At 62.5% G+C, this 13,882-nt stretch carries 10 protein-coding genes; 5 read left to right on the forward strand and 5 right to left on the reverse strand.

What is annotated here, in order from left to right:
- The first annotated feature begins 432 nt into the window (after positions 1-432).
- Together hrpA and PRJ_RS07025 are read left to right on the forward strand one after the other, a co-directional pair.
- The gene (hrpA, locus tag PRJ_RS07020) at positions 433-4,338 is read left to right on the forward strand and encodes an ATP-dependent RNA helicase HrpA (protein ID WP_014590059.1); all 3,906 of its coding nucleotides are present in this window, start codon (positions 433-435) and stop codon (positions 4,336-4,338) included.
- Between the two features lie 174 nt (positions 4,339-4,512).
- A complete protein-coding gene (locus PRJ_RS07025) occupies positions 4,513-5,634 on the forward strand; it encodes a beta-ketoacyl-ACP synthase III (protein WP_003254616.1) in 1,122 nt (373 codons plus the stop codon).
- 200 nt (positions 5,635-5,834) lie between these two features.
- On the opposite strand, the gene PRJ_RS07030 is transcribed toward PRJ_RS07025, so the two are convergent.
- Positions 5,835-7,079, reverse strand: a complete 1,245-nt coding sequence (locus PRJ_RS07030; protein ID WP_003254615.1) for a putative porin — start codon at positions 7,077-7,079, stop codon at positions 5,835-5,837.
- A 262-nt stretch (positions 7,080-7,341) separates the two neighbouring features.
- Here PRJ_RS07030 and PRJ_RS07035 point away from each other — a divergent pair, with 262 nt between their 5' ends.
- The gene (locus PRJ_RS07035; protein ID WP_104961005.1) at positions 7,342-8,469 is read left to right on the forward strand and encodes a GNAT family N-acetyltransferase; all 1,128 of its coding nucleotides are present in this window, start codon (positions 7,342-7,344) and stop codon (positions 8,467-8,469) included.
- 105 nt (positions 8,470-8,574) lie between these two features.
- Here PRJ_RS07035 and PRJ_RS07040 read toward each other — a convergent pair whose 3' ends face one another.
- The 4 genes from PRJ_RS07040 to PRJ_RS07055 form a co-directional block, all read right to left on the reverse strand.
- A complete protein-coding gene (locus PRJ_RS07040; protein WP_104961006.1) occupies positions 8,575-10,407 on the reverse strand; it encodes an ABC transporter ATP-binding protein in 1,833 nt (610 codons plus the stop codon).
- 62 nt (positions 10,408-10,469) lie between these two features.
- The gene (locus PRJ_RS07045; RefSeq protein WP_010955216.1) at positions 10,470-11,027 is read right to left on the reverse strand and encodes a peptidylprolyl isomerase A; all 558 of its coding nucleotides are present in this window, start codon (positions 11,025-11,027) and stop codon (positions 10,470-10,472) included.
- Positions 11,021-11,833: an alpha/beta fold hydrolase gene (locus PRJ_RS07050; RefSeq protein WP_020191623.1), complete on the reverse strand. Its 813-nt coding sequence runs from the start codon at positions 11,831-11,833 to the stop codon at positions 11,021-11,023. The genes PRJ_RS07045 and PRJ_RS07050 overlap by 7 nt, the downstream gene beginning before the upstream one ends.
- A 13-nt stretch (positions 11,834-11,846) precedes the next feature.
- Entirely contained in the window at positions 11,847-12,770 is a 924-nt protein-coding gene (locus PRJ_RS07055) for a LysR family transcriptional regulator (protein ID WP_003254610.1), read from the reverse strand.
- 48 nt (positions 12,771-12,818) lie between these two features.
- Between PRJ_RS07055 and PRJ_RS07060 the strand changes: the two genes are divergently transcribed.
- Positions 12,819-13,133 carry a hypothetical protein gene (locus tag PRJ_RS07060; RefSeq protein WP_012051530.1) on the forward strand — a complete coding sequence of 105 codons (315 nt, stop codon included), beginning with the start codon at positions 12,819-12,821 and terminating at the stop codon, positions 13,131-13,133.
- Between the two features lie 110 nt (positions 13,134-13,243).
- On the forward strand, positions 13,244-13,843 hold the full coding sequence (locus PRJ_RS07065; RefSeq protein WP_003254608.1) for an FMN-dependent NADH-azoreductase: 600 nt from the start codon (positions 13,244-13,246) through the stop codon (positions 13,841-13,843).
- Positions 13,844-13,882: the final 39 nt, after the last annotated feature.

Raw genomic sequence — 13,882 nt, forward strand, 5'->3', positions numbered from 1 at the left:
GCCACCGCGCAAGCAGGCGGCCCGGTTGAGTCAAACGGCCAGACGCTGGCCGGGTTTGGTCACAATGGCGTGAGCGAGGTGTCCGGTGGGCGCGCGTGACGGCAGTGCCACAAGGCCCAGAAGGCGAGGATGATGTGGACCAGCGGATTTTCCCCGGCACGGCTCCGGGCCTTCGGCAGCGAAGGGCGGGACGACGGTGGGGCGATGGGCTGGGCGGGAGTCATGCCTTTGATACTCACATGCGGCGTAAGGTTGATTAAAGCAGTGAATGGCAACCTTTACATCGCACTTGGCTAAACATTCGTGCTGAAAGCATCACGGTCAATGTGGGAGCGTGCAGGCAGCAGAGAATCCGCAAATCTGCGACAATCGCCCGACTTTCCGAATGCCGATCATGAAAAAGCAGGCTCACCTGCATCACTAAAAAGCCCCATGACTGACCACGCCATCGACAAACTGCTGCAAAACCTCGACCACGCCATGATTGCCGACCGCCATCGCCTGCGCCGGCAACTGCACGAACTGCGCAAGCGCCCCGACGAGGCGAAACTGGCGCAGTGGGTGGAGAAGGTCCAGGCCTCCTGCGCTCAGGTCACCGCGCGTCAGCAGAGCGTGCCGACCGTACGCTACGACGACAACCTGCCCATCGCCGCCAAGCGTGACGAAATCAAGAAGGCCTTGGCCGAAAACCAGGTGTTGGTGATCGCCGGCGAAACCGGCTCTGGCAAGACGACCCAGCTGCCGAAGATCTGCCTTGAGCTTGGCCGTGGCAGCCATGGGTTGATCGCCCATACCCAGCCACGCAGGATCGCAGCGCGTAGCGTGGCCGCGCGAGTCGCCGAAGAGCTGGGCACGCCCTTGGGCGCGCTGGTCGGCTACCAGGTGCGTTTCGAAGACCAGAGCGATTCCAATACCTTGGTCAAGCTGATGACCGACGGCATCCTCCTGGCCGAAACCCAGCACGACCGCTTCCTTGAACGCTATGACACGATCATCGTCGACGAAGCGCACGAGCGCAGCCTGAACATCGACTTCCTGCTCGGCTACCTGAAAACGTTGCTGCATCGCCGACCGGACCTGAAACTGATCATCACCTCGGCCACCATCGACCTGGAGCGCTTCTCCAGGCACTTCGACGGTGCGCCGATCATCGAGGTGTCCGGGCGCACCTTCCCGGTGGACACCTGGTACCGCCCGCTGACCAGCGAGCAGGACGAAGAGGGCAACCAGATCGAGGACGACCTCACCGTCGATCAGGCCATCCTTGCCACCCTCGACGAGCTGGCGCAGCACGAACGCAGCGAGGGCAAGGGCCCGGGCGATGTGCTGATCTTCCTGCCGGGCGAGCGGGAAATCCGTGATGCCGCCGAGATTCTGCGCAAGGCGCAACTGCGCCATACCGAGATTTTGCCGCTGTACGCGCGCCTGTCGCCGGCCGAGCAGCAGCGTATCTTCCAACCGCACACCGGGCGCCGCGTGGTGCTGGCCACCAACGTCGCCGAAACCTCGCTGACCGTGCCTGGCATCCGCTATGTGATTGACACCGGTACTGCGCGCATCAGCCGCTACAGCTACCGCGCCAAGGTCCAGCGCCTGCCGATCGAGGCCGTGTCACAGGCCAGTGCCAACCAGCGTAAAGGCCGTTGCGGCCGGGTCGAGCCGGGCATTTGCGTGCGTCTCTACAGCGAAGAGGACTTCAACAGCCGGCCAGCGTTTACCGACCCGGAGATTCTGCGCACCAACCTGGCGGCGGTGATCCTGCAGATGTTGCACCTGCGCCTGGGCGCAATCGATGCCTTCCCGTTCATCGAGCCGCCGGATGGCAAAGCCATCAGCGACGGCTTCAACCTGTTGCAGGAGCTTTCGGCGGTTAACCGCGAGAACCAGCTGACGCCAATTGGCCGCCAGCTGGCGCGTTTGCCGATCGACCCGCGGCTGGGCCGCATGCTGCTTGAAGGCGCGCGCCTGGGCAGCCTGCAGGAAGTGCTGATCGTCACCAGCGCGCTGTCGGTGCAGGACCCGCGTGAACGCCCTCCAGAACGCCAGCAGGCCGCCGATCAGGCGCACGCACAGTGGAAGGACGTGGACTCGGACTTCGCTGCGCTGGTCAACCTGTGGCGCGGCTTCGAGGAACAACGCCAGGCGCTGACTGCCAACCCGCTGCGCAACTGGTGCCGCAAGCAGTTCCTGAACTACTTGCGGCTGCGCGAGTGGCGCGATGCTCATCGTCAGTTGGCGCTGATTTGCCGTGACCTGCAGCTGACGGTGAACAAGGAACCGACCGATTACCAGAAGATGCACAAGGCAATCCTCAGCGGGCTGCTCAGCCAGATTGGCCAGAAGACAGAAGAGGGCGACTACCAGGGCGCCCGCCAGCGGCGCTTCTGGGTGCATCCATCGTCGGGCCTGGGACGCAAGCGCCCGCAGTGGGTCATGGCTGCCGAGCTGGTCGAAACCACCAAGCTGTATGCGCGCATGGTGGCCAAGATCGAGCCGGACTGGATCGAGCCGCTGGCCGGCCACCTGATCAAGAAAAACCATTTCGAGCCGCACTGGGAGAAGAAGCGCGGGCAGGTGGTGGCCTACGAGCAGATCACGCTCTACGGGCTGATCCTGGTCGGCCGTCGGCCGGTGCACTACGGCCCGATCGACCCGGCGACCTCGCGCGAGCTGTTTATCCGTGAAGGCCTGGTGGGTGGCGAAATCCAGTCGCGGGCCAAGTGCCTGGCGGCCAACAAACGCCTGCTTGAAGAGCTGGACGAGCTGGAAGCCAAGGCTCGCCGGCGTGACATCCTGGCTGACGAAGAAACGCTGTACGCTTTCTACGAAGCACGCCTGCCGGCGGAAATCCACCAGACGGCGACCTTTGACAGTTGGTACCGCATGGGCAGCCAGAAGGACGCCAACCTGCTGATCATGCGCGAGGAGGACGTGCTGGCCCGCGAGGCCAGCGAAGTGACCGCCGCACAGTACCCCGACAGTATGCAGGTGGGCGATCTGCGCCTGCCGCTGAGCTACCACTTCGAGCCCGGCCACCCCCGTGATGGTGTGACGGTGCGGGTGCCGGCACCGCTGTTGCCGAGCCTGCCGGGCGAGCGCCTGGAGTGGCTGGTGCCGGGCCTGCTGGAGGCCAAGTGCGTGGCGCTGGTGCGCAACCTGCCCAAGGCCCTGCGCAAGAACTTTGTCCCGGTGCCAGACTTCGTCAAGGCTTCGCTGGCACGCATGACCTTCGGCCAAGGGGCGCTGCCTCAGGCCCTGGGCCAGGAACTGCTGCGCATGACCGGTGCACGTGTGTCGGACGAGGCCTGGGACGAGTCGGTCAACCAGGTCGAGGGCCACCTGCGCATGAACATCGAAGTGGTCGATGGCCAGGGCAAGTTCCTTGGCGAAGGCCGCGACCTGGCGGAACTGACCGCGCGCTTTGCTGCCGCCAGCCAGGCTGCCCTGGCCGTGCCGCGTGACGCCAAGGGTGAGCAGCCGGTGCAGGCCAAGGCCTTCAGCGAAGTGAAGCAGACCGCCCAGCAGAAGATCGCCGGCCTGTCGATGACCGTGTACCCGGCACTGGTGGAAGACAACGGCACTGTGCGTGAAGGGCGTTTCTCGACCCAGGCCGAAGCCGAGTTTCAGCACCGCCGCGCCTTGCAACGGCTGTTGCTGCAGCAACTGGCCGAGCCGGCCAAGTTCCTGCGCGGCAAGCTGCCGGGGCTGACCGAGCTGGGCCTGCTGTACCGTGAAATGGGGCGGGTAGAAGCGCTGGTCGAAGACATTCTGCTGGCCAGCCTGGACAGTTGCATCCTTGAAGGCGAACAACCGTTGCCACGTGATGGCGCGGCCTTGGCCGCGCTGGCTGAACGCAAGCGCGGCAGCTGGGCCGAGCATGCCGAGCGCCTGGCAAGGCAGACCCTGGAAGTGCTGAAGCTGTGGCATGGTCTGCAGAAACGCTTCAAGGGCAAGATCGACCTGAGCCAAGCGGTGGCACTGAACGACATCAAGCAGCAGCTAGGCAACCTGGTGTACCCGGGCTTCGTACGCGAAACGCCTGGGGTGTGGTTCAAGGAGTTGCCGCGTTACCTCAAGGCGGTTGAATTGCGCCTCGAGAAACTCGGCTCGCAAGTACAGAAGGACCGGGTGTGGAGCGGCGAACTGGCCAATTTGTGGGCGCAGTACAAGGCCCGTGCCGACAAGCATGCCCAGGAAGGCAAGCGCGATGAGCAACTGACCGTGTACCGCTGGTGGCTGGAAGAATATCGAGTGTCGCTGTTTGCCCAGCAGTTGGGGACCAAGGTGCCGATTTCTGACAAGCGATTGAGCAAACAATGGAGTCAGGTGGAAGGCTAACCTCCATTATTTGTGGCAAACTTTGGGGCGTTTGGGGCCGCTTTGCGGCCCTTGGCGGATAAGCCCGCCGCGCGGGGGTAAACGTATGCCCCTGAATTGGCACTAAAGTGCCATTAACCTGTCATGTTTCCAGCCAGCGCCCTGTGGCGATGGCCTTTGACCAGAGGAACGACCGTGCATAACGTCGTGATCAGCGGCACCGGCCTGTACACCCCGGCCCAGAGCATTTCCAACGAAGAGCTGGTGGCTTCCTTCAATGCCTGGTCGCAGCAGTTCAACCAGGACAACGCTGCCGCCATCGAGCGCGGTGAAGTCGAGGCGGCGCCGCTCTCCGACGCGGCGTTTATCGAAAAGGCCTCGGGCATCAAGAGCCGCTTTGTCATGGACAAGGCCGGTATCCTCGACCCGCAGCGCATGAAGCCGCGCCTGCCCGAGCGCAGCAACGATGAACCGTCGGTGCTGTGTGAAATGGCCGTGGCCGCTGCCCGCCAGGCCCTGGAGCGCGCAGGCCGAACGGCGGCCGATGTCGACGGGGTGATCGTCGCCTGCTCCAACTTGCAGCGCCCGTACCCGGCGATCGCCATCGAAGTGCAACAGGCACTGGGTGTCCAGGGCTTTGCCTTCGACATGAACGTGGCCTGCTCGTCGGCCACCTTCGGCATCCAGACCGCCGCCAACAGCGTAGCGCTGGGCCAGGCGCGGGCGGTGCTGATGGTCAACCCCGAAGTGTGCACCGGCCACCTCAACTTCCGTGACCGCGACAGCCATTTCATTTTTGGCGATGCCGCCACCGCCGTGTTGCTGGAGCGTGCCGACCAGGCCACTTCGGCGCACCAGTTCGACATCGTCAGCAGCAAGCTCTGGACTGAGTTCTCCAACAACATCCGCAACAACTTCGGCTTCCTCAACCGTGCGGCGGAAGAGGGCGAAGGCGCTGCGGACAAGCTGTTCATCCAGGAAGGCCGCAAGGTGTTCCGCGAGGTGTGCCCGAAGGTGGCCGAGCTGATCGGGGAGCACCTGCAGGAGAATGGGCTGCAACCGGGCGACGTGAAGCGCTTCTGGCTGCACCAGGCCAACCTCAGCATGAACCAGCTGATCGTCAAGAAACTGGTGGGGCGTGAAGTGTCCGAGGAAGAGGCACCGGTGATTCTGGACCGTTACGCCAATACCAGCTCGGCGGGGTCGGTGATTGCCTTCCACCTGTACCAGGATGACCTGGCCAAAGGCTCGTTGGGCGTGTTGAGCTCGTTTGGTGCGGGGTATTCGATTGGTAGCGTGATTCTGCGCAAGCGCTGATTCATCAGGCGCCTGTTACGGCCTCTTCGCGGGCTTGCCCGCTCCCACAGGTACAGCACAGTTCTCAAGGTCTGTGGTGATTCTGTGGGAGCGGGCAAGCCCGCGAAGGGGCCGGCGCATTTCACACAGGCAAAAAGAAGCGGGAAACGCCGGATGGGGTCGGCGTTTCCCGCTTCAGGTGAAGCAGAGCAGGGTGTCGCTTAGAACTTGGCTTCCAGATCAACCTGCAGGGTATCTACGTCAGCATTGCTGTTCGGCAGCTGCGACAGGTCGGTCTTGGCCATCAGGTAGGCAGCACCCAGGGAGAAGTTCTTGTCGATTTCGTAACCGACCTTGAACTTGTGACCACGCGAACCGGTGTAGCCGTTGCCGAAGTCCGAATCGGTGAACAGGCTGACCACCGCGTTACGCTGCACATCGCGGTAGTTGTAGTCCAGGCTCCAGGCACCCATTTTGGTTTTCAGGCCAGCCAGCCAGGCCTGATCTTCCCCGTCGGTGCTGTCGGTGTTCTTCACGTACTGGCCATAGGCCGACAACGGAATGGCCAAGCCAGTGAAGTCGATCTGGCCAAAGCCTTCCACCAGATTGAACTCGTTGGTGGTGTTGCCGAACGACTGCAGGATGGCTGCTTCCTTGTCGTTGTCGTAACCATAGATGCTGGCACCCACGGTGAGCTTGAGCACGTCGGCCGGCGCGAACTTGGCGCCCAACTGGCCGTGGTAGACCTGCGCATCGTGCTTGTACTGGACGCCGTCACCATCGACGTTGTCCTTCAGGGTGTACTGACCGGCGCTGGCAAAGACTTCGGCCCCGCCCAGGTCAGCCTTGTAAGTGGCCGCCACACCTTCCGGGTTGATGTCGCTATCCCAGATGATGTCGCCCATGCTCACCCAAGGCTGTTGCATCTTGCCGCCAATCAGGTGCAGGTTAGGGACTGCAGTCGGGTGCCAGTCGAGGTAGGCCAGGTCGACCCACAGCGACTTCTTGTCGAAGTAGTTGTCGAAGCTCTGGTTGGTCGAACGTCGGTCAGCGCTGCTGCCAGTGGCGATACGGACCCCAGCGTCGACCTGCGGGTTGATCTCGCTGTAGAAACCGACACGGGCACGTACTCGCTGGCGGTCCTGGTTGCCGCTGCTGCTGTTCGGATCGTCGACGTTGACGTCTTCGTAACGCAGGCGCACGTCACCCTTGATCTGGGTCTTGGCGGCCCATGCCACTTTTTGTTCAAAGGAGCTCATGCGTTCGGACTGAGCTTTCTGGTCGGCCTTTTCCTTGGTTTCTTTTGCCAGGTCGCCCTGCAGTTCGTTGTACTGCGCCTGGTTGATCGAGCCATTGGCGCGGAGCATTTCGAGCAGCTTGGCGTCGACAGCAGCACTGGCCGGGGCACTCAGGGCCAGCATCATGCCGGTGAGGCTTACTCCGGTAAGTGTGGAAACAAGACGCATAAGGTTCTCCCTACTGAAAAAAATGGGGGAGGCTCAAGCGCCTGCCCCTGCGTTGGCATGTCTTCGGAAAGGGCCTGAATAGACAGGTTCTAGGGTTCCGGAAAACAGGCGCAAGTATTGCGGGGGCCAATGACAGATTAATGTCTGATTAGTGGCACTGTTGTTAAGTAATTGAGTATTAAAGGACCCAGCCGGCGTTCGTCATTTGAGCGACGGGCCTTCCTTGGGGATACTGACGGTCTTCAGACAGCGAGCCGAAAACGTGACCAGCCTGTACAGCCTTGCCCACCTGCGTGATCTGCCGACGGCCACCTGGGATGCCCTTGTGCCAGCCGGCCAACCCTTCCTGCGCCATGCTTTTCTCAGTGCAATGGAGGACAGCGGCAGCGTGGCGCGCAACACGGGCTGGGCCGCCGAGCACCTGGTGCTGGAGCGTGACGGACAGGTACGGGCGCTGTTGCCCGCGTACCGCAAGTGGCACTCGTTTGGCGAGTATGTGTTCGATCATGGTTGGGCCGATGCTTGTGAGCGGGCCGGTATCGCCTACTACCCAAAACTGCTTGGCGCTGTACCGTTCAGCCCGGTCAGCGGCCCACGGCTGCTGGCGGCCGATCCGGCTGACGGTTTGTTGATGCTGCAGGCCCTGCCGGAGTATCTGGGCAAGGGTGGGCTTTCCGGAGCGCACATCAACTTCACCGACCCGGCGCTGGACGCGCAGTTGGCGGGCCTGCCTGGGTGGATGGAACGCCTGGGCTGCCAGTTTCACTGGCAAAACCGGGGGTATCGCGACTTCCAGGACTTTCTCGACAGCCTCAGCTCGCGCAAGCGCAAGCAGATGCGCAAGGAGCGTGAGCAGGTGGCGGGGCAGGGTATCGACTTCCGCTGGTACCGCGGTGATGAACTGGACGAGGCACGGTGGGATTTCGTCTTTCTGTGCTATGCCAACACCTATGCGGTGCGTCGTCGGGCACCTTACCTGACCCGTGAGTTCTTCAGCCTGCTGGCCGAACGCATGCCCGAGGCGGTGCGCGTGGTAATGGCTCGCCAGGGCGGGCGTGATGTGGCGATGGCCCTGAGCCTGGTGGGCGGTGACAGCCTGTTTGGCCGCTACTGGGGCTGCCTGGATGAGTTCGATCGGCTGCATTTCGAGACGTGTTTCTACCAGGGCATGGACTTTGCCATTGCCGAGGGTTACCAGCGTTTCGATGCCGGGGCACAGGGCGAGCACAAGTTGATACGCGGGTTCGAGCCGGTGTTGACGCGGTCGTGGCATTACCTGCTGCACCCGGGGTTGCGGCGGGCGGTGGAGGATTTTCTGCTGCAGGAACGGGAAGGGGTCAAGGGGTATGCCGAAGAGGCGCGGGGGATGTTGCCCTACCGCCGGGACTGAGAGATCTGTGTTGCCTGTGCCGGCCTTTTCGCGGGTAAACCCGCTCCTACAACGATAGCGAACCTGTGTAGGAGCGGGTTTACCCGCGAAAAGGCCGCACAGGTGTCAATCGACCCCGACAAAACCTCCGGTCTGGTGGTGCCACAACCGGGCATACAGCCCTTGCTGCTCCAGCAACTCACTGTGGCTGCCACTTTCGGCAATTCGTCCCTTGTCCAGCACTACCAACCGGTCCATACGGGCAATGGTGGAAAGCCGGTGGGCGATGGCAATCACCGTCTTGCCCTGCATCAGCGTCTCCAGGCTTTCCTGGATGGCAGCCTCCACCTCCGAGTCCAGCGCTGAGGTGGCCTCGTCCATGATCAGGATCGGCGCATTCTTCAACAGGACCCGGGCAATGGCGATACGCTGACGCTGACCGCCCGACAACTTGACCCCGCGCTCCCCCACATGGGCATCGAAGCCGGTACGCCCCTGGGCATCCGACAGTTGCGGGATGAACTCGTCGGCGCGGGCACGGCGCACGGCTTCGATCAACTCCGCCTCGCTGGCATCTGGGCGACCATACAGCAAGTTGTCGCGGATCGAACGGTGCAGCAGCGAGGTATCCTGGGTGATCATGCCGATCTGTGCACGCAGGCTGGCCTGGCTCACCTTGGCAATGTCCTGGCCGTCGATGAGGATGCGCCCACCCTGCACGTCGTACAGGCGCAACAGCAGGTTGACCAGGGTCGACTTGCCTGCCCCGGACGGGCCGATCAAACCGATTTTCTCGCCCGGGCGGATGTCCAGGTTGAGCCCTTCTATGACATTGGTGGCCTTGCCGTAATGGAAGTCGACGTCATCGAAACGCACCGCGCCGCGGCTGACCTTCAGTGCCGGCGCATTGGGCGGGTCGGTGACGGTGACCGGCTGGGCGATGGTCTGCAGGCCGTCCTGCACCATGCCGATGTTCTCGAAGATGCCGTTGACCACCCACATGATCCAGCCTGACATGTTGACGATGCGGATCACCAGGCCAGTGGCCAGGGCGATGGCGCCAACGGTGATCAGCGACTGGCTCCACAGCCACAGGGCAAGGCCGGTGGTAGTGACCACCAGCAGGCCATTGAGCGTGGTGATGACCACGTCCATGCTGGTGACCACCCGCGAGGCCAGCTGGGTCTTCTCGGTTTGTTCGCGGATTGCTTCGCGAGCGTATTGCTGTTCGTAGTCGGTGTGGGCGAACAGCTTTAGGGTGGCGATGTTGGTGTAGCCATCGACGATACGCCCCATGAGCTTGGAGCGGGCGTCGGAAGAAATTACCGAGCGTTCCTTCACCCTCGGCACGAAGTAGCAGAGCGCGGCGATGTAGCCGATGATCCACAACAGCAGCGGCAGCATCAGGCGCCAGTCGGCCTCGGCAAACAACACCAGCGACGTAATGGCGTAGATCAGCACATGCCATAGCGCGTCCACGGCCTGTACGGCGGAGTCGCGCAGCGAGTTGCCGGTCTGCATGATGCGTTGGGCAATGCGCCCGGCAAAGTCGCTCTGGAAGAAGTTCAGGCTCTGCTTGAGCACGTAGGTATGGTTCTGCCAGCGGATCAGGCTGGTCATGCCAGGGTTGATGGTCTGGTGCACCAGCAGGTCATGCAGGCCGAAGAACACTGGCCGCAACAGCAGGACCACCACCAGCATCCAGATCAGCTCGCCGCTGTGCTCGCTGAAGAAGTTGGCATTGGGCGTACCCTGAGCCAGGTCGATGATGCGGCTGAGGTAGCTGAACATCGCCACCTCGATCAGCGAGGCGAACAGGCCAACCACCAGCAGTGCAAGAAAACTAGGCCATACCTGGCGCAGGTAGTACAGATAGAACGGCCACACCGTGCTTGGGGGGGCTTCGCTCGGTGCCTCGCGGAAAATATCGATCAGTCTTTCGAAACGGCGGTACAGCATGGGCGACAACACTCCTGTTCGTCCGACCCTCAGGCGGTTTCACATCCCTGTGAAGCCTGCAGTCAGTCGATACGTTTGGCGGACTTGATATAGACCGGATCGGCCGGTACGTCGCGCATGCCTTTTTTGATGGTGGTCGGCGAGTTGACGATCTGATCGACCACTTCCATGCCTTTGGTCACTTTGCCGAACACGGCATAACCGGCGTCGCGACCTGGGTTGAGGAAGTCGTTGTCGGCGACGTTGATGAAGAACTGGCTGGTGGCCGAGTTCGGGTTGGACGTGCGTGCCATCGACAGGGTGCCGCGGGTGTTCTGCAGGCCGTTGCTGGCCTCGTTCTTGATCGGGTCGTTGGTGTTCTTCTGCACCATCTGGTCAGTGAAACCGCCGCCCTGGACCATGAACCCCGGGATCACGCGGTGGAAGATGGTGTTGTTGTAGAAGCCGCTGTCCACGTACTGCAGGAAGTTCTTGGTACTGAGCGGTGCCTTCTCGGCGTTCAGCTCGATTTCGACCTGGCCGAAGCTGGTGTCCAGCAGGACGTGCGGGGTCTTGTCGGAAGCCATGACACTGGTGGCGAAGGCGACCGAGCAGGCGGTGAGCAGGAGTTTTTTCAGCATGGGCTCAAAGATCCTTGAGAGGTGGAAGCGGCTGCGAGGAACTGCAGCAGGGTCTGGTTGAAGACCTCGGGTTGATCGAGGGGTGTAGCGTGCCGGGAATCGTCGACGACGACCAGCCTGGCGTTGGGTATGAGGGCGACGTAGCGCTCTTTGAGTTGTATCGGCGTGTAATCGTGGTCGGCGGCGATCACCAGGGTAGGACAGTGAATCTGCCCGATGCGTTCCTGCACGCCCCAGTCGACGATGGCGTCGAAGCTTTTCAGGTAGGCGCGTTTGTCGTTGCGCGCCCAGCGCTGGGCCATCTTCTGCCGCAGGTCTGCTTGTTGTGGTTTGGGGAACAGCCGTTCGGCCAGCCCCTTGCCGACGGTTTCGACACTGAGCACGCGCGCCAGGCTCCAGCGCTTGAACCACCATAGCCAGTCACTGCGGGTGCGACGCTTGACCTCGGGGGCGCTGTTGACGATGCACAGGCTGCGCAACCATTGAGGGTGGTCGACGGCAAACTGGAAGCCGACCATGCCGCCCATGGACAGGCCGACGAAGTGCACCGGGCCTGTGTGCAAGTGTTCGAGCAGGGCCAGCAGGTCGGCACTGAAGGTGGCGATCTGGTAACCGTCAGCGGGTTTGTCGGAGCGACCGTGGCCGCGGATGTCCATGAGTATCACCCGGTAGTGGCCGCTGAGCACCGGCACCTGCAACTCCCAGTCCTGGCAGCTGGAGCCCAGGCCGTGCAGCAGCACCAAGGGTTCGCCCTGGCCATATTCCTCGTAATGCAGCGTGCATCCTTCGTGTTCGAAATAGGCCATGGGCGCGGTCCTCTCAGGCTTGTGGGGGGGCTGCGAAGGGCACGTCCAGTGGCGCGGTGTCGAAATTGCGCAGCAGGTCGATGAGAATCTGCGTGGCCGGGCCCAGGGTCTTCTCTTTGCTCGAGTAAAGGTAGAACAGTGGGTGGCGGCTGCCACCCTGATCCAGCGGCAATGGCTTGAGCACGCCTTCGCGCAGCTCGCGCTCGATCATGTGACGGGGCAGCCAGGCAAAGCCCAGGCCGCTGCTGACGAAGGTGGCGGCGGTGCCCAGGCTGCCGACGGTCCAGCGCTGCTCGGCGCCCAGCCAGCCGACGTCGCGCGGTTGGGCGCGGCCGGAGTCGCGGATCACCACCTGCAGCTGGCTTTCCAGGTCCTGGAAGGTCAGTTCGCGTCCCAGGCGGTGCAGGCTGTGTTCGGGGTGGGCGACGGCGATGAACTCCACGGCGCTCAATTCGGCGCCCAGGTAGCCGCCGATGCTGTAGCTGCTGATGGCCAGGTCGGCGATGCCTTCGTGCATCACTTCCTCCACGCCAGACAGCACTTCTTCACGCAGGCGCACCCGGCAGCCGCGGCTTTGTGGCATGAACGCAGCCAGCGCGCGCACCAGGCGGGCGCTGGGGTAGGCGGCATCGACCACCAGGCGCACCTCGGCTTCCCAGCCCTGTTCCATGTGGTGGGCCAGGTCTTCGAGCTGGCTGGCCTGCTTGACCAGGTGGCGCGAGCGGCGCAGCAGCACATTGCCGGCCTCGGTCAGCACCGCCTTGCGGCCATCGATGCGCAACAGCGGGACGCCCAGCTGCTCCTGCATGCGGGCCACGGTGTAGCTGACCGATGACTGCGAGCGGTGCAAGGCCTCGGCGGCCTGGGCAAACCCGCCGTGATCGACCACTGCTTGCAGGGTTCGCCACTGGTCAAGGGTTACGCGCGGCGCTTTCATCTTTCGCTCCTGTTGTCCTAAGCTGCGCTCTTTCAAGGAGAGCGGCCCATGAAGAAATGTTGTGCGGCAATACTGATGTGCCTGCCCCTCGGGGCCATGGCTTATCCCATCGATGTGGAGAAGGAGCTGACCGGGGTCAAGCTCGACTACACCGCCTATGACACGGCCTATGACATTGGCGCCATCACCCTCAACAACTATGGGCAGGTCCCGGCGGCGTGCAAGGTGACCTTCCGCAATGGCCCAGAGGCACCGCGGGTGCGCCGTGTGAACGTACCGGCAGGTAAAAGCGTCGATGTCACCGCGAAATTCAATCGGCAAATCATCAAACTGCGGATCGCCTTGAACTGCAGCGCGGAATAAACTGATTAATCGATAGATTGGACCCACTTTTTACGCTTTTTTATCGATAGGTCAAGCCTTAATCTCACCTCCATCGAATCGCACCCTTTTTTGCCGATGGAGGCACCCCCATGTCCCGCGTACTGATCATCGAAAGCAGCGCCCGCCAGCAGGATTCCGTTTCCCGTCAGCTGACCAAGGACTTCATTCAGCAATGGCAGGCCGCTCACCCGGCCGATCAGATCACTGTGCGCGACCTGGCAGTAAGCCCGGTTCCCCACCTGGACGCGAACCTGCTGGGTGGCTGGATGAAGCCCGAAGAACAGCGCAGCGCCGCCGAACTGGAGGCCCTGGCCCGTTCCAACGAACTGACGGATGAGTTGTTGGCTGCCGACGTACTGGTGATGGCTGCGCCCATGTACAACTTCACCATCCCCAGCACCCTGAAAGCCTGGCTGGACCATGTGCTGCGTGCCGGCATCACCTTCAAATACACCCCGACCGGCCCGCAAGGCCTGCTGACCGGCAAGCGCGCCATTGTCCTGACTGCCCGCGGCGGCATCCATGCGGGTGCCAGCAGTGACCACCAGGAACCGTACCTGCGCCAGGTGATGGCTTTCATCGGCATCCACGATGTCGACTTCATCCATGCCGAAGGCCTGAACATGAGCGGCGAGTTCCACGAGAAGGGCGTCAACCAAGCCAAGGCCAAGTTGGCAGCGGTGGCCTGAGGCTTCACGAATTCCCAAACCTGACACCTGTTTTTGCTC

It is taken from the genome of Pseudomonas sp. XWY-1 (assembly GCF_002953115.1).
Taxonomy (GTDB): Bacteria; Pseudomonadota; Gammaproteobacteria; order Pseudomonadales; family Pseudomonadaceae; genus Aquipseudomonas; species Aquipseudomonas alloputida.

Coding starts and splice junctions, on each gene's coding strand:
- hrpA (WP_014590059.1), top strand. CDS start 433: ATGACTGACCACGCCATCGACAAACTGCTGCAAAACCTCGACCACGCC.
- PRJ_RS07030 (WP_003254615.1), bottom strand. CDS start 7,079: ATGCGTCTTGTTTCCACACTTACCGGAGTAAGCCTCACCGGCATGATG.
- PRJ_RS07040 (WP_104961006.1), bottom strand. CDS start 10,407: ATGCTGTACCGCCGTTTCGAAAGACTGATCGATATTTTCCGCGAGGCA.
- PRJ_RS07045 (WP_010955216.1), bottom strand. CDS start 11,027: ATGCTGAAAAAACTCCTGCTCACCGCCTGCTCGGTCGCCTTCGCCACC.
- PRJ_RS07050 (WP_020191623.1), bottom strand. CDS start 11,833: ATGGCCTATTTCGAACACGAAGGATGCACGCTGCATTACGAGGAATAT.
- PRJ_RS07055 (WP_003254610.1), bottom strand. CDS start 12,770: ATGAAAGCGCCGCGCGTAACCCTTGACCAGTGGCGAACCCTGCAAGCA.
- PRJ_RS07060 (WP_012051530.1), top strand. CDS start 12,819: ATGAAGAAATGTTGTGCGGCAATACTGATGTGCCTGCCCCTCGGGGCC.
- PRJ_RS07065 (WP_003254608.1), top strand. CDS start 13,244: ATGTCCCGCGTACTGATCATCGAAAGCAGCGCCCGCCAGCAGGATTCC.